This is a genomic window from Georgenia daeguensis (genome assembly GCF_039537705.1).
GTDB classification, from domain to species: Bacteria; Actinomycetota; Actinomycetes; order Actinomycetales; family Actinomycetaceae; genus Georgenia; species Georgenia daeguensis.
Genome location: NZ_BAABBA010000001.1, coordinates 299,991 through 322,445 on the forward strand (window position 1 = coordinate 299,991; position 22,455 = coordinate 322,445).

General features: G+C 74.3%; 20 protein-coding genes. 11 read left to right on the top strand and 9 right to left on the bottom strand.

All coding sequences use genetic code 11. From position 1 onward, the window contains the following. Positions 1-24: 24 nt before the first annotated feature. A complete protein-coding gene (gndA, locus tag ABD774_RS01440; RefSeq protein ID WP_345036804.1) occupies positions 25-1,479 on the bottom strand; it encodes an NADP-dependent phosphogluconate dehydrogenase in 1,455 nt (484 codons plus the stop codon). Between the two features lie 98 nt (positions 1,480-1,577). Further along, a complete protein-coding gene (locus ABD774_RS01445; RefSeq protein WP_345036806.1) occupies positions 1,578-2,975 on the bottom strand; it encodes a purple acid phosphatase family protein in 1,398 nt (465 codons plus the stop codon). 71 nt (positions 2,976-3,046) lie between these two features. Between ABD774_RS01445 and ABD774_RS01450 the strand changes: the two genes are divergently transcribed. The 6 genes from ABD774_RS01450 (at position 3,047) to purQ (ending at position 8,037) form a co-directional block, all read left to right on the top strand. Then, on the top strand, positions 3,047-3,964 hold the full coding sequence (locus ABD774_RS01450) for a phosphoribosylaminoimidazolesuccinocarboxamide synthase (RefSeq protein ID WP_345036808.1): 918 nt from the start codon (positions 3,047-3,049) through the stop codon (positions 3,962-3,964). Between the two features lie 193 nt (positions 3,965-4,157). Further along, complete coding sequence (locus ABD774_RS01455; protein WP_345036810.1) at positions 4,158-5,303, top strand: fatty acid desaturase family protein; 1,146 nt, start codon at positions 4,158-4,160, stop codon at positions 5,301-5,303. A 105-nt stretch (positions 5,304-5,408) separates the two neighbouring features. Further along, on the top strand, positions 5,409-5,963 hold the full coding sequence (locus ABD774_RS01460; RefSeq protein ID WP_345036813.1) for a cysteine hydrolase family protein: 555 nt from the start codon (positions 5,409-5,411) through the stop codon (positions 5,961-5,963). Then, a complete protein-coding gene (locus ABD774_RS01465; RefSeq protein ID WP_345036815.1) occupies positions 5,960-6,937 on the top strand; it encodes a nucleoside hydrolase in 978 nt (325 codons plus the stop codon). Before ABD774_RS01460 ends, ABD774_RS01465 begins: the two co-directional genes overlap by 4 nt. Before the next feature lie 132 nt (positions 6,938-7,069). Continuing rightward, entirely contained in the window at positions 7,070-7,327 is a 258-nt protein-coding gene (locus ABD774_RS01470) for a phosphoribosylformylglycinamidine synthase subunit PurS (protein WP_345036817.1), read from the top strand. After that, on the top strand, positions 7,327-8,037 hold the full coding sequence (purQ, locus tag ABD774_RS01475; RefSeq protein WP_345036820.1) for a phosphoribosylformylglycinamidine synthase subunit PurQ: 711 nt from the start codon (positions 7,327-7,329) through the stop codon (positions 8,035-8,037). The genes ABD774_RS01470 and purQ overlap by 1 nt, the downstream gene beginning before the upstream one ends. Before the next feature lie 9 nt (positions 8,038-8,046). On the opposite strand, the gene ald is transcribed toward purQ, so the two are convergent. After that, on the bottom strand, positions 8,047-9,204 hold the full coding sequence (ald, locus tag ABD774_RS01480; protein WP_345036822.1) for an alanine dehydrogenase: 1,158 nt from the start codon (positions 9,202-9,204) through the stop codon (positions 8,047-8,049). A 145-nt stretch (positions 9,205-9,349) separates the two neighbouring features. On the opposite strand from ald, the gene ABD774_RS01485 reads away from it, so the two are divergent. After that, positions 9,350-9,904 carry a YceI family protein gene (locus tag ABD774_RS01485; RefSeq protein WP_345036825.1) on the top strand — a complete coding sequence of 185 codons (555 nt, stop codon included), beginning with the start codon at positions 9,350-9,352 and terminating at the stop codon, positions 9,902-9,904. Positions 9,905-9,976: 72 nt separating this feature from the next. Here the strand turns inward: ABD774_RS01485 and ABD774_RS01490 are convergent, their stop codons facing one another. The 6 genes from ABD774_RS01490 to ABD774_RS01515 all read right to left on the bottom strand — a co-directional run bounded on the left by ABD774_RS01490 (position 9,977) and on the right by ABD774_RS01515 (position 17,393). Next, positions 9,977-11,641, bottom strand: a complete 1,665-nt coding sequence (locus ABD774_RS01490) for an ABC-F family ATP-binding cassette domain-containing protein (protein WP_345036827.1) — start codon at positions 11,639-11,641, stop codon at positions 9,977-9,979. 109 nt (positions 11,642-11,750) lie between these two features. Continuing rightward, positions 11,751-12,509 carry a MerR family transcriptional regulator gene (locus ABD774_RS01495; RefSeq protein ID WP_345036829.1) on the bottom strand — a complete coding sequence of 253 codons (759 nt, stop codon included), beginning with the start codon at positions 12,507-12,509 and terminating at the stop codon, positions 11,751-11,753. 80 nt (positions 12,510-12,589) lie between these two features. Then, positions 12,590-13,333: a hypothetical protein gene (locus ABD774_RS01500; RefSeq protein ID WP_345036832.1), complete on the bottom strand. Its 744-nt coding sequence runs from the start codon at positions 13,331-13,333 to the stop codon at positions 12,590-12,592. A gap of 300 nt (positions 13,334-13,633) precedes the next feature. Further along, on the bottom strand, positions 13,634-14,659 hold the full coding sequence (locus ABD774_RS01505; RefSeq protein ID WP_345036833.1) for a MaoC/PaaZ C-terminal domain-containing protein: 1,026 nt from the start codon (positions 14,657-14,659) through the stop codon (positions 13,634-13,636). Continuing rightward, positions 14,656-16,062 carry a 3-oxoacyl-ACP reductase gene (locus ABD774_RS01510; RefSeq protein WP_345036835.1) on the bottom strand — a complete coding sequence of 469 codons (1,407 nt, stop codon included), beginning with the start codon at positions 16,060-16,062 and terminating at the stop codon, positions 14,656-14,658. Before ABD774_RS01510 ends, ABD774_RS01505 begins: the two co-directional genes overlap by 4 nt. Next, entirely contained in the window at positions 16,059-17,393 is a 1,335-nt protein-coding gene (locus ABD774_RS01515; RefSeq protein WP_345036837.1) for an acetyl-CoA C-acetyltransferase, read from the bottom strand. The genes ABD774_RS01510 and ABD774_RS01515 overlap by 4 nt, the downstream gene beginning before the upstream one ends. 115 nt (positions 17,394-17,508) lie before the next feature. On the opposite strand from ABD774_RS01515, the gene ABD774_RS01520 reads away from it, so the two are divergent. From ABD774_RS01520 to ABD774_RS01535, 4 genes are all read left to right on the top strand, one after another. Then, the gene (locus tag ABD774_RS01520; RefSeq protein ID WP_345036965.1) at positions 17,509-18,231 is read left to right on the top strand and encodes a TetR/AcrR family transcriptional regulator; all 723 of its coding nucleotides are present in this window, start codon (positions 17,509-17,511) and stop codon (positions 18,229-18,231) included. Positions 18,232-18,314: 83 nt separating this feature from the next. Beyond that, positions 18,315-20,465, top strand: a complete 2,151-nt coding sequence (locus tag ABD774_RS01525; protein WP_345036839.1) for an acyl-CoA dehydrogenase family protein — start codon at positions 18,315-18,317, stop codon at positions 20,463-20,465. A gap of 264 nt (positions 20,466-20,729) precedes the next feature. Next, positions 20,730-21,491, top strand: coding sequence for a 4'-phosphopantetheinyl transferase family protein (locus ABD774_RS01530; RefSeq protein WP_345036841.1), 762 nt, complete (start codon positions 20,730-20,732; stop codon positions 21,489-21,491). 39 nt (positions 21,492-21,530) lie between these two features. Beyond that, complete coding sequence (locus tag ABD774_RS01535; RefSeq protein WP_345036843.1) at positions 21,531-22,406, top strand: MBL fold metallo-hydrolase; 876 nt, start codon at positions 21,531-21,533, stop codon at positions 22,404-22,406. Positions 22,407-22,455: the final 49 nt, after the last annotated feature.

The window sequence follows — 22,455 nt, forward strand, 5'->3', positions numbered from 1 at the left end:
ACCGCCCGGCGGGTGACGCTGGTGTCAGGACTGCTTCTCCTCCGAGCGGTCCCCGGACCACAGGGTGTGGAAGACGCCCTCGCCGTCGACGCGCTGGTAGGTGTGCGCGCCGAAGAAGTCGCGCTGGCCCTGGATGAGCGCGGCGGGCAGGCGCTCGGCCCGGATCCCGTCGTAGTAGCTCAGCGACGAGGCGAACACCGGCGTCGGGACGCCGTTGAGCGCCGCCTGGGAGACGATGCGCCGCCACGCGGCCACGCCGTTGCCCACGGCCTCGGTGAAGTACGGGTCGGCCAGCAGCAGCGGCAGGTCAGGCGTGCGCTCGTAGGCCTCGGTGATGCGGTTGAGGAAACGGGCGCGGATGATGCAGCCACCGCGCCAGATCCGGGCCATGGCGCCACGGTCGATGCCCCAGCCGTTCTCCTCGCTGGCCGCGGTGATCTGGTCGAACCCCTGCGAGTAGGCCACCACCTTCGAGGCGTACAGGGCCTGGCGCACGTCCTCGACGAAGGCGTCGCGGTCCGTGACGTTCCAGGTGCCGGCCTCCGCGGGCAGGACGCCGCGGGCGGCCTCGCGCTGGGGGACGGAGCCGGAGAGGGCGCGGGCGAACGTGGCCTCGGCGATGCCGGTAACCGGCACGCCCAGGTCGAGCGCGTTCTGCACGGTCCAGCGGCCGGTGCCCTTCTGCTCGGCGCGGTCGAGCACGATGTCGACGAACGCCTTGCCGGTCTGCGGGTCCTTGTGCCTGAGCACGTCCGCGGAGATCTCGATGAGGAAGGACTCGAGGTCGCCCTTGTTCCACTCGGCGAAGATGTCGCCGATCTCCTCGGCGGAGGCGCCGAGGCCCTGCCGGAGGAGGTCGTAGGCCTCGGCGATGAGCTGCATGTCGGCGTACTCGATGCCGTTGTGCACCATCTTCACGAAGTGGCCGGCGCCGTCGGGCCCGACGTACGTGCAGCAGGGCACGCCGTCGACCTTGGCGGAGATGTCCTCGAGCATGGGGCCGAGGCGGTCGTAGGACTCCTTGGTGCCGCCGGGCATGATGGACGGCCCGTTCAGGGCGCCCTCCTCGCCGCCGGAGACGCCGGAGCCGACGAAGTGCAGGCCCCGCTCCCGCAGCGCGTTCTCGCGCCGGATGGTGTCGGGGAAGTGCGCGTTGCCGGCGTCGACGATGATGTCGCCGGGCTCCATGTGCTCGGCGAGCTGGTCGATGACGGCGTCGGTGCCGGCGCCGGCCTTGACCATGATCACGGCGACGCGCGGCTTCGAGAGGGACGCGACGAAGTCCTCGACCGACTCGGAGGGGACGAACACGCCGTCGTCGCCGTGGTCGGCGACGAGCTTCTCGGTCTTGGCGTAGGAGCGGTTGTGGACGGCCACCTTGTAGCCGTGGCGGGCGAAGTTCCGGGCCAGGTTCGAGCCCATGACCGCCAGGCCGGTCACGCCGATGTCGGCGGTGCCGACGGGCTTCTCGCTTGCCATGCTTTCTTCCTCCAGTAGCCGGGGGCGCGGGTCTGTGACGCCAGAACGGTACGCGCTCGCCCCTTGCTGTGGCTTCCCCGTGCCACCAGTTGCCGCGCCTACGCGGGGTCGGCACGCACCACGAACGGCGGCTCGACCAGCTGGTCGTGGGGGTCCAGCGCCGTCATCGCGTGCGGCGTGCCGTCCGGGAGGAGGGCGGCGATCGGTGTGAGCCGGGCCTCGGCGCCGTCGATCTCGACCAGCACCAGGTGCGCCTGCGCGGCCCACGCGGTGGTGCCGGCGCCGGTGAAGTCCCCGGGCACGCCCTCGCGGAGCTGGCCGCCCGCGCCGGAGATCACGTAGGTCCGGCCGTCCATCTCGCTGACCTGGAAGTTGTGCTCGTGACCGGCCAGCACCAGCCGCACCCCGGCCGCGTCGAAGTACGGCAGCAGGTCCCGGCGCATCTCCTCGTCGTTGGTGTGCGACGGTCCCGCGCAGTACACGGGGTGGTGCGAGAAGGGCACGACCCACCGCCGGTGGGGGCCGGCGAAGGAGGCACGGAGGAACTCGCTGTGGTCGGCCGCCTGGAAGTACCGGTGCACCGCGGGGTCCTCGCCGTCGTGCGAGGTGTCGAGGCAGACGAGCTCGAGGTCCCGGCCGTAGCGCAGCCGGTAGAAGAGCCCCGGTCCGACGGACGCCCGGCCGGCCTCGTCGCGGAACCGCTCGTGGACGTGGAAGTTGTCCTCCATCTGCCTGCGGTCGTCGCTGCTCTCGGTGTCGGCGGTGTCGTGGTTCCCGATCGCGGGGAAGACGGGCACCCGGGCGATCGCGTAGCGGTACGGCTGGAAGAAGCTCGAGTACCACTCGTCGTCCTCGCCGCCGCCCTCCTCGTCGACCTGCCCCTGCTCGCCGCGGTAGATGTTGTCGCCGAGGGAGACGACGAAGCGGACGTCGTGGGCCTCGACGAGCCGGTCGAGGACCTCCGCGACCCGCCGCTGCCGGCGGCTGGACTCGGAGTCCGAGCGGATCCCGACGCCGAAGTCCCCGATCGCGACGAAGCGGACGGGCGGCGTCTCCGCCTCCGGGTCCGGCCAGGTGCGGAAGCGCAGGTCGTAGCTGCGCCCGGCCGCGGCGAGGTCGTACCCGCCGCGGCCGCTGGGCACCCAGTCCCGACGCTCCCCGGCGGCCCACTCCCGGCCGTCGACGACGACGCGGTAGCGGTACTCGGTGTCGGGCTGGAGCCCGGTGAGCCACACCCACGTGCGATCCGCCGTCGAGGCCTCGGCGACGACGGAGCCGCCGGCGAGCACCTGGACCGTGGCCGGGCCGAACGGCTCGGCGCCGCTGCCGATGGAGGTGCGCCGCCCTACCAGCGCGGGGAGCTCCTCGTCGTCGGCGATCCGCCAGCGACCGCCCTCCGGGCGGCGGAAGGCGAAGCCGCCCCAGGCGATCAGCACGCGGTCGTGGGACAGGTCGACCAGGTGGACGAACTCCTCGACGTGCAGCTCCTCGGCCATGGCGCACATCATGTACCGCCCGGTGGGACGGCACCCCCCGACCGGCCGCGGCTCCTGCGAGGATGAGCGCCATGAGCACCCACGACGGCTCGGCCCCCTACCTCGCGGGCTGGACGCACACCTACTCCGGCAAGGTTCGTGACCTCTACGTCCCCGCGGACGCCAGGGCCGCCGCGGGCGGCGACGTCGTCCTCGTCGTGGCGTCCGACCGCATCAGCGCCTACGACCACGTGCTGCCCACGACCATCCCCGACAAGGGGAAGATCCTCACGGCCATGAGCCTGTGGTGGTTCGACCAGCTCGCCGACATCGTCCCCAACCACGTGGTCTCCACCGACGTCCCGGCCGAGGTGGCCGGCCGGGCGATGGTGTGCCGCCAGCTGCGCATGTACCCGATCGAGTGCGTGGTCCGCGGCTACCTCACCGGCTCCGGCCTCCAGGAGTACCGCGCGACCTCCGCCGTCGCCGCCCAGCCGCTGCCCCCGGGGCTGCGGGACGGGGACCGCCTGCCCGAGCCGCTGTTCACCCCGGCGGCCAAGGCCGAGGTGGGCGAGCACGACGAGAACATCACGTTCGAGGAGATGGCCTCCCGGGTGGGCGCCGACCTCGCCGCCCAGCTGCGGGACCGCACCCTGGCGGTCTACGACAGGGCCGCCGCGATCGCCGCCGACCGCGGCATCATCCTGGCCGACACCAAGCTCGAGTTCGGCGCGTCGCCGCTGCCGGGGGAGCCGGCCGTGGTCCTCGGCGACGAGGTCCTCACCCCCGACTCCTCGCGCTTCTGGCCGGCGGACGACTGGGAGCCGGGCCGCGCCCAGGTCAGCTACGACAAGCAGTTCGTCCGCGACTGGCTCACCTCGCCCGAGTCGGGCTGGGACCGTCAGGCGGACGTGCCCCCGCCGCCGCTGCCCGACGAGGTGGTCCGGCGCACCCGCGACCGGTACGTCGAGGCGTACGAGCAGCTCACGGGAAGCTCCTTCGCCGCCTGAGCGACCCGCCCGTCCGCGGCACGCCGCGACGGCCGCGGAGCGGCGACACACCGACGACACGCGGTGGAACCTACGAAACCGTAGGTTTCGGGTGTCGCCCTCACGGCATCCGTGCCACACTGACGAACGGTGACCACGTCAGGTCTCCAGTACGGCCCCCGGTCGTGCCCCCTCCAGACCCCAGGTGGCGGCCATGAGCCAGACCCTCGACCACTCCTCGCCCACCCCCGGACCAGCAGTGCGCCAGGCCGGCGAACGCCGCGACGACGACAGCCCCCGCCGTCGCCCCGGGGCCGCCCGTGAGCGGCAGCTCAGCGACTTCACGGCGCTGACCGCGATCGTCCAGCAGGCCGGCCTGATGCGGCGCCGCTACGGCTACTACTGGTCCAAGCTGATCGGGCTCACCCTCGCCGGGCTGGCACTGGCGGCCGTGTTCGTCTGGATCGGGAACTCGTGGTGGCAGATGGTGACCGCCGTCGTCCTCGCGCTCCTGATGACCCAGATCGCCTTCCTCGGCCACGACGCCGCACACCGGCAGATCTTCGTGTCCGGGAAGTGGAACGAGTGGGTCTCCCTCATCGTCATCAACCTCTTCGCCGGCATGGGCCACGGCTGGTGGAACCGCAAGCACAACAAGCACCACGCCGCCCCGAACAAGCTCGACGCCGACCCCGACATCGCGCCGGGCGTCCTCGCGTTCACCCCGCAGGCCGCGCAGGCCCGCACCAACCCGGTGACCCGCTGGCTGGCGACCAAGCAGGGGTACTTCTTCTACCCGCTGCTGCTCCTCGAGGGCGTCAACCTCCACGTCCAGGGCGTCAAGCGCGTGGTCTCCCGCGGTGAGGTCAAGCGCCGCTGGGTGGAGCTGTCCTTCATCACCGTGCGCCTCGTCAGCTACTTCGCGCTGGTCTTCCTCGTCCTGTCCCCGGGCAAGGCGGCCGCGTTCATCGGTATCCAGCTGGCCGTCTTCGGGATGTACATGGGCCTGTCCTTCGCCCCCAACCACATCGGCATGCCCATCGTCCCGCCCGACGTCAAGATCGACTTCCTCCGGCGCCAGGTGCTGATGAGCCGCAACGTCACCGGCGGCCGCTGGGTCGACACCTTCATGGGCGGCCTGAACTTCCAGGTGGAGCACCACCTCTTCCCGTCCATGGCGCGCCCGCACCTGCGCAAGGTGGCGCCGATCGTCCGCGAGTACTGCGAGAAGCTCGGGGTCCGCTACACGGAGACCTCCATCGGGCAGTCCTACGTGGCCGTCACGAAGTACATCAACAACGTCGGCCGCGCCGGCCTGGACGTGTGGGCCTGCCCCCTGGCCACCCAGTACCGCGTCTGACCCCTGCGGAGGGCGGTCCTCGGCGTCCGGCGAGCCGGCCTCGCCGTCGTCCGGCGGGCGGGTCGCGACCGTCGTCGGGCGTGCCTGCCGCGGTAGCGTCGGACGGTGACGACCGACGACGCCGGCCGGCCCTGGCTGGTCGTGATCGACCCCCAGCGCATCTTCGCCGAGCCGCCGAGCCCCTGGGCCGCCCCAGACTTCGACGCGATCGTCGAGCCGGTCCGCCGCCTCGCCGCGGCGCACGCCGGCCGGGTGGTGGTGACCCGGTTCGTGGCCCCCGCGCGGCCGGCCGGCTCCTGGGCGGAGTACTACCGCCTGTGGCCCTTCGCCCGCGTGCCCGACGCCGACCCCCTCTACGAGGTGGTCCCGGCGCTGCGTGACCTGCCCGCCGCCGTCGTCACCGAACCCACCTTCGGCAAGTGGACCGAGGGTCTGCGCGCGGTCACCGGCCCCACGCCCCGCCTGCTGCTCGCCGGCGCCGCCACCGACTGCTGCGTGCTCTCGACCGCCCTCGCCGCGGCCGACGGTGGCGCCGAGGTCGAGGTCGTGACGGACGCCTGCGCCGGGTCGAGCGAGGAGAACCACCGCCGGGCCCTGGACGCGATGGCCCTCTACGCCCCGCAGATCCGCCTCACCACGACCGACGAGGTGCTCGCATGACCCCCGTCCCCGCGCTGCGGACCGACGGCGGCGAGGCGCCCGTGCGGGTGCTGCTGGACGTCGACCCCGGCCACGACGACGCCCTCGCCATCCTCGTCGCCGCCGGTCTGCCGGGCGTCGAGATCGCCGCGATCACCACGGTCGGCGGCAACCAGACCCTGGAGAAGGTCACCCGCAACGCGCTCGCGGTCGCCACGGTCGCCGGCCTGGAGGGCACCGTGGTGGCGGCCGGCTGCGACCGGCCCCTGGTGACGGGCGCGGTGATCACCGATCCCGAGACCCACGGGGCGAGCGGACTCGACGGGCCGGTGCTGCCCGAGCCGACGCTGCCGCTGGACCCGCGGCACGGGGTCGACGTCATCGTCGAGACGGTCATGGCGGCCGAGCCCGGCACCCTGACGCTGGTGCCCACCGGGCCGCTGACCAACATCGCCACCGCTCTGCGGCGCGAGCCGGCCATCGCGGAGCGGGTGGCGGAGGTGGTGCTCATGGGCGGCGGGTACACCAAGGGCAACGTCACGCCGGCCGCCGAGTTCAACATCTACACCGACCCCGAGGCGGCGCACGTCGTGTTCTCGGCCCCGTGGCGGGTGACCATGGTCGGCCTCGACCTGACGCACCAGGCGCTCGCCACCCCCGACGTCCACGAGCGGTTCCGGGCCATGGGGACGCGGGCCGGCGGGTTCGTCGTCGACATGCTGAACTTCTTCGGGCCCGCGTACCGCGCCAAGCAGGGCTTCGACTCCCCGCCCGTCCACGACGTCTGCGCCCTCGTGCGGGCGGTCGCCCCGGACCTCGTCACCGTCCGTCCCGGCCACGTGGACGTCGAGCTGCACGGGCAGCACACCCGCGGCATGACGGTGACCGACCTGCAGGGCCGCCAGGGGCGTGATCTCGACCACCTCGTGGCCACCGACCTCGACGTGCGGCGGTTCTGGGACCTGGTCACGGGCGCCGTCGCCCGCCTGCCCTGACGCGTGAAACCGCCGGCGCGAGGGATAGCGGGCGGCCCGGCGGACGCCGCCCGGGCGGCGGACGCCCCCGGCAGGACCGCGCCCGCAGCGGCTACCCTGGCATCGCCGTCGTCCACCCCGAGGAGTTCACACATGGGACGCATCGTCGTCGAGGTCATGCCCAAGCCGGAGATCCTCGACCCCCAGGGCAAGGCGGTCGCCGGGGCGCTGCCCCGTCTCGGCCTGGAGCAGTTCACCGGGGTGCGTCAGGGCAAGCGCTTCGAGCTGAGCGTCGAGGGCGAGGTCACCGACGAGCTGCTCGCCGCGGCGCGGCAGGCGGCCGAGACCGCCCTGTCGAACCCGATCATCGAGGACGTCGTGGGCGTCTACGACGCGGACGGGGCCCGCTGATGTCCGCCGCGGGCGCCCGGATCGGCGTCGTCACCTTCCCCGGCACCCTCGACGACCGCGACGCCGCCCGCGCGGTGCGTCTCGCGGGCGCCGAGCCGGTCTCGCTCTGGCACGCGGACGCGGACCTGCACGGCGTCGACGCGGTCATCCTGCCCGGCGGCTTCTCCTACGGCGACTACCTGCGCTGCGGCGCCATCGCTCGCTTCGCCCCCGTGATGACCGAGGTGGTCGACGCGGCCCGCGGCGGCCTGCCGGTGCTCGGCATCTGCAACGGCTTCCAGATCCTGTGCGAGGCGCACCTGCTGCCCGGCGCGCTGATCCGCAACGACCACCAGCGCTTCATCTGCCGCGACCAGCAGCTGCGCGTGGTCAACGACTCCACGGCCTGGACCTCGGACCTCAAGGCCGGCCAGGTCATCACCGTCCCGCTCAAGAACGGCGAGGGCGGCTTCGTCGCCGACGACGCCACGCTCGACCGCCTCGAGGGCGAGGGGCAGGTCGTCTTCCGCTACGAGGGGCTCAACCCCAACGGGTCGCTGCGCGACATCGCCGGCGTGAGCAACGAGCGCGGCAACGTCGTGGGCCTCATGCCGCACCCGGAGCACGCCGTCGAGCCGGGCTTCGGCCCGGACATGGGCGGGGCGCCGCGCGCCGGGACCGACGGCCTGAAGCTGTTCACCTCGGTGATCGGCTCCCTCGTCAACGCCTGACCGGGCCGGTCACGCGGACCGCTGACCGGAGTTCGTGGCGCGCACGGGGGGCCGGTCCAGCACCTCCGCCAGCGGCGTCGCGTCCAGCCCGTGCGCCGCGGCGACCGGCGCGCACACGACCGTCCCGTCATGGGTGTTCAGCCCCCGGGCGAGCGCCGGGTCCGCGCGCATGGCGTCGCGCCACCCGCGCCCGGCGAGCTCGAGAGCGTAGGGCACCGTGACGTTGGTCAGGGCGTAGGTCGAGGTGTGCGGCACGGCGCCCGGCATGTTGGCCACGCAGTAGTACACGACGTCGTGCACCCGGTACGTGGGGTCGCTGTGCGTGGTGGGCCGCGCGCCCTCGAAGCACCCGCCCTGGTCGATCGCGATGTCGACCACCACGGCCCCCGGCCTCATCCGGCTCACCTGCTCGTCCGTGACCAGCTTCGGCGCCCGCGCCCCGCGCACGAGGACCGCGCCGATGACGAGGTCGGCGTCCGCGATCGCCCGGTCGATCTCGTAGGCGTTGGACGCGACGGTCTGGCAGTGGCCCTGGTAGATCGCGTCGGCGTGGCGGAGCTTGGCGAGGTCCTTGTCCAGCAGCAGCACCTCCGCCTGCATGCCGATCGCGATCGCGGCCGCATTCATCCCGGCCACCCCGGCGCCGATGACGACCACCTTCGCGGCGTAGACGCCCGAGACGCCGCCCAGGAGCACCCCGCGCCCGCCCTCGGAGCTCAGCAGGGTGTGGGCGCCCACCATGGGCGCCAGCCGGCCGGCGACCTCGCTCATGGGCGCCAGCAGCGGCAGGCTGCCGTCGGGCAGCTCGACCGTCTCGTAGGCGACCGCCGTGACCTTGCGGGTGAGCAGCTCCTCCGTCAGGCGCCGGTCCGCCGCCAGGTGGAGGAACGTGAAGAGGGTCTGCCCCTCCCGCATGCGGTGGTACTCCTCCGGCACCGGCTCCTTGACCTTCAGGACCAGGTCGGCGGCCTCCCACGTCTCGTCCGGGCCCGGCAGCACCGTGGCGCCCGCGGCGGTGTAGTCCCCGTCGGGGATCGCGGAGCCCGTGCCGGCGCCGGCCTCGACGTACACCTCGTGCCCCGCCCGGACCAGCTGGTCGACGCCGGAAGGGGTCATGGCGACGCGCAGCTCGGTGTCCTTGACCTCGCGGGGAACGGAGATCCGCATGGTGACCACGTCCTTGTGGTGGTGGGCGGCGACCGGTGGTCGCCCTGCGCACGGCAGTCTACGGTCGCCAACCGTCCTTCGTCGGCCGCATCTGCGTGCAAGAATTCCCGCAGGCGGGCGCCCCCGGCCCCGAGAAGGAGCAACGATGACCGATCTCGACACGTCCCTGAGCGGTGAGTGGGTCTTCGACCCCAGCCACACACGGATCGGCTTCTCCGCACGGCACGCGATGGTGACCAAGGTCCGAGGGGCGTTCAACGACGTCGACGGTCGCATCCACGTCGAGGCGGGAGACCCCTCGAAGTCCTCCGTCGTGGTGACGCTGAAGGCCGCCAGCGTCGACACCCGCAACGCCCAGCGTGACGAGCACCTGCGCAGCCCTGACTTCTTCGACGCCGAGCGGTTCCCGGACATCGTCTTCCGCAGCACCACCATCGACGAGGTCGAGGACAACGCCTACATGGTGGTGGGGGACCTGACGATCCGCGACGTGACCAAGCAGGTCGCCATCCCGCTGGAGGCCACGGGCGTGCACCGTGACGCCGAGGGCAGGCTGCGCGCGGGCTTCGAGGGCACGCGGCGGGTCAACCGCCGTGACTGGGGCCTGGAGTGGCAGGTCGCGCTCGACACCGGCGGTGTGCTCGTCTCGGAGAAGATCAACCTCGAGTTCGAGATCTCCGCGGTGAAGGTGGAGGACTGACGGCGCTACCGCGCTGACCGACACCTCACGACGGAGGCCGCACGGATGTGACGCGTGCGCGAGGGCGACCCGTCACACCGGACGCTCGGTGAGCTGCCCGCCGGCCAGCTGCCAGCGGCGGGTCGCGCGCACCCCGGCGAGCATGCGCCGGTCGTGCGTGACGAGCAGGACGGTGCCCGGGAAAGACTCGATCGCCTGCTCGAGCTGGAGGATCGCGGGCAGGTCGAGATGGTTGGTCGGCTCGTCGAGCACCAGCAGGTTCGTGCCGCGCGCCTGCAGCAGCGCCAGGGCCGCCCGGGTCCGCTCGCCGGGGGAGAGGGACGCCGCCGGGCGCACGGCGTGCTCGCCGCCGAGCCCGAACTTCGCGAGCAGGGTGCGCACGTCCGCCTCGCTCCAGTCCGGCAGCAGCCGACCGAAGGTCGCGGCCACCGGCACCGGCTCGTCGAACATCGCCCGCGCCTGGTCGACCTCGCCGACGGCGACGCCGGCTCCCAGCGCCGCCCGCCCCTCGTCGGGCGCGAGCCGCTCCAGCAGCAGGGCGAGCAGCGTGGACTTGCCCGAGCCGTTCGCGCCGGTGACGACCACGCGGTCGCCGTAGCCGACCTGCGTGGTGACCGGCCCGAGCGTGAAGCCGCCGCGGCGCACGACCGCGCCGTCGAGCACCGCCACCACCGTGCCCGAGCGGGGCGCCCGGGCGATCGACATCTGCAGCTCCCACTCCTTGCGGGGCTCCTCGACCTGCTCCCTCTCGAGGCGTTCGATCGCCCGCCGCGACTGGCTGACCTTGGCGGCCTGCTTCTCCGAGACGGCGACGGCGTGGGCCTTGATGTGCTTGTCCGGCTCCCGGGCGGCCTTCTTGCGGGCGTTGCGCACGCCCTTGTCCACCCAGGACTTCTGCGTCTGCACGCGGTCCTTGAGGCCCGCGACCTTGCCCGCGTACTCCTCGTAGGCCTCCCGGGCCCGGAGCCGGGCCAGCTCGCGCTCGGCGAGGTAGGCGTCGTACCCGCCGTCGTAGACGGCGACCTGCTGCTGGGCGAGGTCCAGCTCGATGATCCCGGTGACCGTGCGGGCGAGGAACTCCCGGTCGTGGCTGACGACGACGAGCGGCGCGCGGGTCTCGGCGACGAACCGCTCGAGACGGTCCAGGCCCGCCAGGTCGAGGTCGTTGGTCGGCTCGTCGAGCAGGAGGACGTCGAACCGGGAGAGCACGAGGGCGGCGAGGCCGACGCGGGCGGCCTCCCCGCCGGAGAGCGTGGTGGTCAGCGCGTCGAGCGGGACGCCCAGCCCGACGTCCGCCGCCGCGGCCGCGGCCCGGTCGTCCAGGTCGGCGCCGCCGAGGGCCAGCCAACGCTCGAGGGCGACGGCGTAGGCGTCGGCCACCGCGGCGTCGTCGTGCCGCTCGGCCATCGCCGTCGCGGCGCGGTCGAGCTCCGCCGTCGCCGCACCGACCCCGGTCCGCCGGTGCAGCAGCTCCAGCACGGTCTCGCCCGGGCGCCGCTCCGGCTCCTGCGCGAGGTAGCCGACGCTCGCGTGCGGGGGCGCGAGCGTGGCGCTGCCCTCGAGGTCGGCCTGCGAGGGCAGGCCGGCCAGCGCGGTGAGCAGGGTGGACTTGCCGGCGCCGTTCGCGCCGACGAGCCCCCACACGTCACCGGGGGCGATGGTCACGGTGAGGTCGGAGAAGAGCCGGCGCACCCCGTGGGACGCGCCGAACCCCGAGACGTGCAGGGAGGCCGGCATGGAGCGAGCGTACGTTCCTGCCGGCCCCGCCCGTGCCGCGTGCCCCGCCCCGGGTGACAGCGGTCAGCGGGCGGGCGGGCGACGCCTGAGGCCGGCGGGTCGCCGCTGCCTACAGGTGGCGGTCGGCGTAGACCCGGAGCGCGTCCCGCACGAAGGCCGCCCCCTCGGCGCCGCCGTAGTTCGCGCCGAACCGGGGGTCGGCGACGTACATCTCGCCGAGACCGACGACGTACTCCCTCGCCGGCCCGCCGGAGCCGTTGCGCGGCGTGCCGGGGATGCCGGCGAGCCACTCGACGTGACGCCGCGCGAGTGCCTGCGCCTCGTCGCCGTCGGGGGCGAGCCCACCGGCCGCGGCGGCCGTCCAGCCGGCGCCCAGCCCCGCGGCGCGGTTCTGCCACGCCCGGCGCTCGTCCTCGCTCATTCCGCGCCACCAGTGGTCGCCCGCCGCGTACGCGTCCGCGCCCCAGCGCTCCTCCACCTCGGCCTTGTACCGGGTGTGGTCGAAACCGTCGAACATCTCCTCCGCCACGAGCGGTTCACCTCTCTCCTTCTTCTCGATGGTGCTTCTGACCGAGGCGAGCTGGCGCTCCACCCGGTCCCGCTGCTGTTCCAGCAGCGCCAGGTGGGTGCGCAGGGCCTCGGCGACGCCCTGCCCGCCGGCGAGGACCTCCCCGATGGTGGGCAGGCCGAGCCCGAGCTCGCGCAGCAGCAGGATGCGCTGCAGCCGCACGAGCGCGTCCTCGTCGTAGTACCGCAGGCCGCCGTGACCAGTGCGGGAGGGCTCCAGCAGTCCGATCTGCCCGTAGTGGCGCAGCGTCCGGCTGGTCGTGCCGGTGATCCGGGTGACCTGGTGGATCGTCCACTCCACGGTGTCCTCCGTCCGTCGCGGGCAGGACCAGCCTGGCAGTTGACGCTGCGTCAAGCGCAAGACCCTGCGGCGCCGGATTCTTACCTGCCTCTGAGCGCTGCCGCCCGGCGCGACGGACGCTGCCGCTCGCCCGCCAGCCGGGTCAGGCGGCGGGCGACCAGCACCGCGAAGACGGCCCACGGCACCAGCGACGCGAGGGCAAACGCCAGGCCGACGACGCCGAAGTTCGACGGCACGGCCATGAGGGCCGCCGCGACCAGGCCCCAGACCGCGGTGGCGCGGGTGAACACCGTGCTGCGGTACATCAGCAGGGCCAGGACGAGCAGCGTCACGAGGTTGAAGAAGTAGTAGACGTCGAACGCGGTGCCCGTCCACGTCGCCACCATGCCGTCGCCGGTGGCGAGCAGCGCCGTCTGCTCGGCCGGGTCGGCGGTCGCATAGGCCTGCGCGAGCGTCAGCATCTCGACCGGGCGCGGGGAGGACATGTACGCCGCCATGCCGAGCGTGCCGAACGCCAGCGCCACCACGACGGCGGACCGGCTGACCCGCCAGAGCGGGACGGCGAGCGCGAGGTAGATCAGGTAGGCGAGGAGGTTGCTCACGATGTACAGCGCGTCGAGCGAGAGCACCCCCAGGAGCGGGGCGTCGGCGAGCAGCTCGAAGAACCCCACTGTCGTCTCCGGGGGCGGCCACAGCAGGTAGACGACGATCTGCACGACGATCAGGACCACGCTCGCCAGCGCCGCCCAGGCGCCGACGACGACCAGACCGCGCCACTGCCGCACGTCGTCCTGGACGATCCGCCTGTCGACGACGGCGGTCATGGCTCCTCCGTCCGCTCCCTCGCGCGGCGCGCACCCTCAGCCGTGGAGATCGCTCTCTCGGCGCTGGAGATCATCGTCACGCGCGGCCGGTGACGGCGCCCAGGTACGAAAGTCCCGGCGCGTGCCGCGTCCACAGGTGTATCGGCGCAGTTGTGCGTATGTGCACAACCCTGTGGGTAACGCCGGTGGATAAGTCCGGCGGCACGACGGTGGAACGCCGCCGACCGCGCCGGGAGCGAGCGTCCACGGGCGTGGTACGAGGACGCGGCCCCAGCCCTCGTGCCGCCGGAACCGGGCCCGTCAGCGGGCGACGACCGTGCCCGTCAGGTGGACCGCTCCCGAGCGCGGGCTCCAGACCGCGAAGGTCGTGCCGGTGCCGGTGCCGGTGCCGGTGCCGGTGACCGCGCCCGCGCCCGTGCCGGTCCCGACGGGGGACGCCGCGAACGCGACCGTGGCCGGCAGGAGAACCGGCTTGGCGAACTCCACCGACCAGGTGAACGGCGCCTGCCGCAGCGCGGGCGGCGCGGCGGCCAGCGCCCGCGCGGCCGTGTACATCCCGTGCGCGATGGGCCGGCGGAACCCGAAGAGCCGCGCGCCCACCCGCGAGACGTGGATCGGGTTGCGGTCCCCGGACACCTCCGCGTAGCGCACCCCGACGTCGCCGGCGAGGCGCCAGACCGCCGTCGGCACCGTCGGCGGATCGGGCCGGTCGCCGCGCTCGCGGGCGGGCGCCACGGCCAGCCCGCGCGGCGGGCGGCCCTTGGCCAGGTAGGTGGACACCCCCCGCCACGCCAGCCGGCCGGACGCGTCGGTCACCTCGACCACGAGGTCGACCGTCGTCCCTCTCGCGTGCTCGCGGGCGTCCTGCGCCCACGCCCGGACCGTGACGGCGTCGTCGAGCGTGAGCTGCCGCTGGCAGTCCACACGGTTGCCCACGTGGACCAGACCGAGCACCGGGAGCGGGAAGTCCTCGCGCACCATCACGGCCATCGCCAGCGGGAAGGCGAGCACGTGGACGTACCCGGCCGGGAGCGCGTCCGTCCCGGGCTCGCCCACGAGGTGCTGGTACTCCGACAGCCCGGCGGGGTCGCCGCGGACCCCGTCGACGCGCAGGACGACCTGGGGCAGACCGCGCGCGACCGGCCGCGCCATCACCATGGTGCGCAGGCGGCCCAGGGCCTTCGCGTAGAGCCGCCGGAGGGACGGCATCGCGTGCACGACCTCCTCGCGGTAGCCCGACGGCGGGCCGCCGGCGGGCTCGGTGTGCGCCAGGTCGGCGCCCGCGCGGCGGACGATCGGCGTACCCTTGCGCGGGCCCGCCGTCACTGCCCCACCAGCATCTGGCCGCACACCCGAAGGGTCTGCCCGTTGATGCCCCCGGCCTGCGGGGAGGCGAGGAATGCGATCGCCTCGGCGACGTCCACCGGCTTGCCGCCCTGCTGCAGCGAGCTGCCCCAGCGGGCGATCTGCCGCGGCACCGGCGGGATCTTCGCCGTCATGTCCGTCTCGATGAAGCCCGGCGCGACGGCGTTGACCGTGCCGCCCGACCGGCCGACCGGCCCGGCGAGCGCGCGGGTCATGCCGATGATCCCGGCCTTCGCGGCGGCGTAGTTGGTCTGGCCGCGGTTTCCCGCGATCCCCGAGGTCGACGCGAGCGAGATGATCCGGGGCGCGGCGCCGTCCCCGCCCAGGACGCCAGGCTCCGCGAACGTCTCGTTCATCCGCAGCGGGGCGGCGATGTTGACGGCGAGCAGGTCGTCGAAGCGGTCCGCCGTCATGTTGGCGAGCAGCTTGTCCCGCAGGATGCCGGCGTTGTGCACCACGATGTCCAGGTGCCCGTAGCGGGTGCGAGCGACGGCGAGGATGCGCTCGGCGGCGTCCTCCGCGGTGATGTCGAGCTGCAGCGCCACACCGGCCACCTCGTTCATGACGGCGCTGAGCGCGTCCCCGGCGGCGGGCACGTCCACGCCGAGGACGTGGGCGCCGTCGCGGGCCAGCACCCGGGCGACGGCCGCGCCGATGCCGCGGGCGGCGCCCGTGACGACGGCGACCGCCCCGGCCAGCGGGCGTTCCCAGTCGGCGGGCTCGCTGCCGCCGTCGGTGCCGACCTGCAGGAGCTGGCCGTCGACGAACGCCGAGCGGGCGGAGAGGAGGAACCGCAGCCCGCCGCGCACGGACGGCGCCCCGACGCCCACGTCGTCGCCCAGCACGAGCCCGTTCGCGGTGGCGCCCGCCCGGAGCTCCTTGGCCACGGACCGGACGAGGCCGTCCACGCCGAGCCGTGCGGCGGCGAGCGCCGCCGGAACGTCGGTGCCGGCGTCGCCGGAAGGGCTCGCGACGGCGGCCGGCGCGGTGCGCGAGAGGGTCACGACCCGCCCGCCCGGGGCGAGCCCGCGCAGCACCGAGCCGAGCTCGAGGGTCGGTGTCGCAAGGTCGGTGGGATGCGTCACGCCGGTCAGGACGACGACGACGGCGCCCCACCGCTCGTGGTCGCTCAGGCGCGGGTCGCGCCGCACGTCCAGGTCCCAGGCGAGCAGGTCCTGCGCGACGGTGTCCGCCTCGGCGGCGGCGCCGGCGTCCGAGAGGACGAGGACCGGTCCGGGCGTCAGGGGCCTGTCGACGGCGGAGGGGTCGGTCCGCCGTAGGCGTGCGGGCCGGGGCAGGCCGAGCTTCTTGGCGACCGTGGCGGGCAGGCCGCCGTTGACCAGCTCGAGGTAGGTGTCGCTCACGCCGCCTCCAGGATCATCGTGACGGCCTGGCCGCCCGCCGCACAGACCGAGATGAGGCCGCGCGCCTTCTGCCCGGGCCGGACCTCGGAGCCGCCGCGCTCGCAGAGGAGCTTGGCCAGGGTGCCGGCGATGCGGCCGCCGGTGGCGGCGAAGGGGTGGCCCGCGGCGAGCGAGGAGCCCGTGACGTTCAGGCGGGCGCGGTCCACGCTGCCGAGGGCGCCGTCGAGGCCGAGGCGGGTCCGGCAGAAGTCCTCGTCCTCGAGCGCGGCCAGGGTCGCGAGCACGGTGGCCGCGAAGGCCTCGTGGATCTCCACGAGGTCGAAGTCGGCCAGGCTCATGCCGTTGCGCCGCAGCAGCGTGGGGATCGCGTAGGCGCCGGCCATGAGCAGACCCTCCTGGCCGCCGACGAAGTCGGTCGCCGCCACCTGGGCGTCGACGACGTGCGCGAGCACGGGGAGCCCACGCTCGGCGGCCCACTCGTCGGAGGCGAGGAGCACCGCGGAGGCGCCGTCGGACAGCGGCGTGGAGTTCCCCGCGGTCATCGAGGGTGCCGGGCCGCCCGGGGCGGCGTTCTTGCCGAAGACCGGCTTGAGCTTGGCGAGCTTCTCCAGCGAGGTGTCCGCGCGCAGCGACTCGTCGCGGGTCAGGCGCCGGTACGGGGTCATGAGGTCCTCGAAGAAGCCGCGCTCGTACGCGGCGGCGAGGTTCTGGTGGGAGGCGAGCGCCAGGGCGTCCTGGTCCTCCCGGGTGATGCCCCAGCGCGCGGTGGTCAGCGCCTGGTGCTCGCCCATGCTGAGCCCGGTGCGCGGCTCGGCCACGTCGGGTGCCACGGGGGCGAGGTCGCGCGGGCGCAGCGACGCGAAGGCCTTGACGCGGTCCGGCAGGGTCTTGGCCCGGCTGGCCTGGATCAGCGCCTTGCGGAGCCGGTCGGAGACGACGATCGGGGCGTCCGACGTCGAGTCCACGCCGCCGCCGACGCCGACCTGGGCCTGGCCCAGCGCGATCTTGTTGGCGACGCCGATGATCGCCTCGAGGCCGGTGCCGCAGGCGCGCTGCACGTCGTAGGCGGGCGTGCGGGGGTCGAGGGAGGAGCCCAGGACGCTCTCGCGGGTGAGGTTGAAGTCCCGCGAGTGCTTCAGCACCGCCCCGGCCGCGACCTCGTCGAGCCGCTCGCCGGCCAGGCCGAAGCGGGCCACGAGGCCCTCGAGGGTGGCGGTGAGCATGTCCTTGTTGGAGGCGCCGGCGTAGGCGCTGCCGGCCCGCGCGAACGGGATCCGGTTGGACCCGATGATCGCGGCGCGGGCGCCGGGGGTGGTGGGGGTGGAGGTCACGTCGTCGTCCTCTTCCTGCTCGGCGGAAGGATGTCTGCCGGCCCGCTCGGGACCAAGGTCTCTGGGCGGAACGGTCATTGCGATACTCAGAGTACCTGATACCGTCGGTATCGTGATGTCAGTCACCTCCCCGGGCGATGCCCCGGACATCGACGCCGCCCCGGACGGTCGCGCCACCCGGTGGGCGGACCACCGGGCGGCCCGGCGTGACGAGCTCGTCCGCGCGGCCCGCCGCGCCGTGCACCACCGCGGGCCGGACCTGTCCATGGACGACCTCGCCACGGAGATCGGGACCTCGAAGTCGATCCTCTACCGGTACTTCGTCGACAAGACCGGCCTCCAGGTGGCGGTGGGGCAGGCGGTCCTCGGCCGCATGCGGGACGCGCTCGAGGAGGCGGCCGCGCGGGCCGGCGGACCGCGGGAGCGGATCTCCGCCATGGTCGGCGTCTACCTGGAGATGGTCGACGCCTCCCCGCACGTCTACGCCTTCGTGACCCGGCCCGAGGCAACCGCGGGCGAGGTGCGCGGGTTCGTCGCCGAGGTGGCCGACCTCGTCGCCGAGGCCGTGCTGCCGGCCCTGCGGGGCGAGGACCGCGACGCCGGCCCGGTGGAGGAGTCGACGCTGGTCGCCGCCCGCCTGTGGGCCGCCGGCGTGGTCGGTCTCGTCCGCGGTGCCGTCGACCTCTGGCTGGGGGACCGCCCCGACGAGGCCGACGCCGCCGACGCGCGCGGCGTCGGCCGGGTGCCGCGCCAGGCGCTGGCCATGCACCTGTCCGACTGGCTCTGGGACGGCGCCGTCGGCGTCCTGCGCAGGGCACGGCAGAGCCGGGGCGGCTGACCCCACGACCGGCCGACCACCACGACCGGCCGACCACCACGACCACCACAGACCGAGCACGACGACGTGAGACGGAGACCCCGATGACCACGACCTCGCCCGCCCGCCGCCCCGGCCCCGTCACCCCCGCGGCGCCGTCGGCACCGGTGCCCAGCCCGGGCGCTGTCCGCACCCCGGCCGAGCGCCTCGACGTCAACGCCCTTGGGCGCCTGCTCGACGGGCGCTGGTGGGAGCTGCGCCGCCGGGCCCGTGACCTCGCCCTCGACCCCGAGCTGCAGAAGATCGAGGGGCTGCCGACGGCGGAGCACCGCGAGCGCGTTCTGCGCCAGCTGCACCGGCTCGTGGAGACCGGCGAGGTGCTGCGCGCCTTCCCGGCCGAGCTCGGCGGCCAGGACGACCCGGGCGGGAACATCGCCGGCTTCGAGGAGCTCGCGGTGGCGGACCCCTCGCTGCAGATCAAGGGCGGCGTCCAGTGGGGGCTGTTCGGCGCCGCCGTGCTGCACCTCGGCAGCGAGGAGCACCACCGCCGCTTCCTGCCCGGGATCATGGACCTGTCCGTGCCCGGCTGCTTCGCGATGACGGAGATCGGTCACGGCTCCGACGTCTCCTCGATCGCCACCACGGCGACGTATGACGCGCAGACCGAGGAGTTCGTGGTCCACACGCCGATCACGGCCGCGCGCAAGGAGTACATCGGCAACGCCGCCCTGCACGGGCGCGCCGCCGTCGTCTTCGCCCAGCTAATCACGCGGGGCGTCAACCACGGGGTCCACGCCTTCTACGTCCCGCTGCGCGAGGACGACGGCGACGGCGGGCTGCGCTTCCTGCCGGGCGTGGCGGGGGAGGACGACGGCCACAAGGGCGGCCTCAACGGCGTCGACAACGGCCGCTTGTGGTTCGACCACGTGCGGGTGCCGCGGACCAACCTGCTCAACCGGTACGGCGACGTCGCGGCGGACGGCACCTACTCCTCGCCGATCGAGAGCCCCGGCCGGCGGTTCTTCACCATGCTCGGCACGCTCGTCCAGGGCCGGGTGTCCCTCTCCGGCGCCGCCGTCGGCGTCTCGAAGATGGCGCTCGCGATCGCGGTCCGCTACGGCGACGAACGGCGGCAGTTCACCGGCGCCGACGAGCACGCCGAGGTGGTGCTGCTGGACTACCAGCAGCACCAGCGCCGCCTGCTGCCCCTGCTCGCCCGGACGTACGCCGCCACGTTCGCGCAGGCCGAGCTCCTCGAGCGCTTCCACGGCATCTTCGCCGGGCACCACGACACCGACGAGGACCGCCAGGACCTCGAGACGCTCGCCGCGGCCGCCAAGCCGCTGACGACCTGGCTGGCGCTCGAGACGCTCCAGGAGGCGCGCGAGGCCTGCGGCGGCGCCGGCTTCATGGCCGAGAACCGGCTCGTGGGCCTGCGTCAGGACATGGACGTCTACGTCACGTTCGAGGGCGACAACAACGTGCTGCTCCAGCTCGTCGGCAAGCGGCTGCTCACCGACTACGGCAAGGAGATGGCGAAGGTCGACATCGCCGGCGCCGCCCGGTACGTCGCCGCCCGCGCCGCGGACATGACGCTGCACCGCACTCCGCTGCGCCGCGCCGCGCAGTCCATCCGGGACACCGGCTCCCGGGCCCGCTCGGCCGGGCACTTGCGTGCGGCCGACACCCAGCGCGAGCTGCTCGAGGACCGCGTCGAGGCCATGGTCGAGGAGATCGCCGGCGCGCTGCGGCCCGCCCGCAAGGCCTCGCCCGTGGAGGCGGCCGCGCTGTTCAACGCCCACCAGCACGATCTCATCGAGGCCGCACGCGCCCACGCGGAGCTGCTGCAGTGGGAGGCCTTCACCGCCGCCCTGCCCCAGGTGCGCGACGAGCGGACCCGCGAGGTGCTCACCACCCTGCGCGACCTGTTCGGCCTGACCCTGATCGAGAAGAACCTGGCCTGGTACCTCATGAACGGGCGCATCTCCGCCCAGCGGGCCCGGACGGTGACGAGCTACGTCGACCGGCTGCTGGTGCGGCTGCGCCCGCACGCGGTGGACCTCGTCGACGCCTTCGGATACTCCGCAGGCCACCTGCGCGCGACCATCGCCACCGGCGTGGAGAAGGAGCGCCAGGACGAGGCCCGCGAGTACTTCCGGCGGCGCCGCGCGGTCGGGCAGGAGCCGATCAACGAGAAGGTGCTGCACGCCGGGCAGCAGCGTGCGGGGCTCGCGGAGCCTGCCTCGGCGGACTGAGGGTCACCCTCGGCCCGGCCGGCGCACGCCTCGGTCGGTCCCCGCCGAGCAGCTGCCTGGGCGCGGGGCGCCGAGTCGGAGGTGAGCCATAAGTGCTCCTGAGCAGATCGAGTGGGCCTGGAACCACTTCGTCTGCCCAGGAGCACTTACCGGTGGGGGCGTGCGGCCGCCGCCGGTGCTGCGGCCGCTGCCGCCGCCGCTGCTGCCGCCGCCGCTGGCAGCGCTGGCGCAGTCGCCGGCGACGTGGACCGGCAGGATGGAGGCATGGGACGGGCGGAGGTCGACGTGTGGCTGCTCCCGCGGCCCACAGTCCTGCCGCCGCTCGCCTGGCTCGACGACGCCGAACGGACCCGGGCGGCCACGCTCCCGCCCGGACGGGCGGCCGAGTTCGTCGCGGGACGCCGGCTGCTGCGTGCGGTGCTCGGCCAGCGGCTCGGTCTTCCCCCGGACCAGGTGCCCCTCGTTGCCCGCTGCCCCCGGTGCGGCGACCCGCACGGGCAGGTACGGGTGCTCGCGGGCGCCCCGTGGCACGTCAGCGTCAGCAGGTCCGGGCCGCTGGTCGCGGTGGCGACGGCGGAGCTGCCGGTCGGGGTGGACGTCGAGTCGGTCGCTGCCGTCGGCGCGGCGCCGGTGGCCGACGTCGTCCTCTCGGCGGCCGAGCGGGAACGGCACTCGCGCTTGCGGGCGGGGGAGCGGCCCGCGGACCTGGCCCGGACGTGGGCGCGCAAGGAGGCCGTGCTCAAGGCGCTCGGTGCCGGCCTCGAGCTCGCCCCCTCGTCTTTCACCCTGACCGTCCCCGTGACCACGGTGGGCGCACCCCTCGACGCCCCCGCCGTGGGTGCGTCCGACGGCGGCGTTGCCGTCGCCGTCGCCGACCTGGGGGACGGTGAAGTGGGTGCGGTGGGTGCGGTGGCGGTCGTCGGCGTCGCCGGCCTCGCGGTGCGCGTCCACGACGGTGCGGCCGTGCTCGCCGGGGCCGGCTCAGGCCCGGCCGGCAGCGGGGAGGACGTTCGCCCCTGGTCGTGAGCCCGCGCCGCACGCACCATGGTGCGGGGAGGTGGTGCCATGGCCCGGCACGTCCCGCGGGAGATCGCCCCCGGGGTCCACATGCTCACCCTCGGGCGGGGCGTCGCGGCCTCGAACGCCTACCTCGTGCGCTCGGGCGGCGGCACCTGGGTGCTGGTCGACGCCGGCTGGCGCGCCAGCGCACCGGCGATCGAGGCGGCGGCCGGGCGGTTGCTCGGGCCGGACGTGAGGCCGACGGCGATCCTCCTGACCCACCTGCACCCCGACCACTCCGGCGCGGCTGGGGCGCTCGCCCGCAGCTGGGAGGTGCCGGTCTACGCCCACGCCGACGAGGTCGTGATGGCGGCGGGACGGTACCTGCCGGAGCGCTCGATGCCGCTGGACAGGTGGGTGGTCGTCCCGCTGATGAACGTGCTGCCCGCGCGGCGGCGTGCGGCCGTCGAGGCGGCCGGCGACATCACCGACGTCGTGCGCCCGCTGGCCGCCTCCGGTGCGGTGCCAGGGCTGCCGGACTGGGAGTACGTCCCCACGCCCGGTCACACCCCCGGCCACGTCGCGTACCTGCGCCGGGGCGACGGCGTCCTGATCTCCGGCGACGCGGTGCTGACCGTGGACCTGAGCTCCGTGGTGGGGGCTGTCACCGGCCGACGGCGCCTCGCGGGGCCGCCCTGGCTGACCACGTGGGACCGTGCGGCGGCGCAGCGGTCGGTGGAGGCGCTCGCGGCCCTGAACCCCCGGGTGCTGGCGCCGGGGCACGGGCGACCGCTGGCCCTCGGGACCGCCCGCGCCCTGCAGGCGCTGGCTCGAGGGGCGGCGGTCACGGCGCCGCGGGCGGCCGGACGACGCGCCGGGCTGGCGCCCGGACCGGTGCTCCGGGCGCTCCGGCGAAGGGCCGGCTCGGACGGGTGCTGCTGAGGGTGCGGCCGACCCGTGCTGCCGACCCCGTGGTGCCGACGCGGGCGGC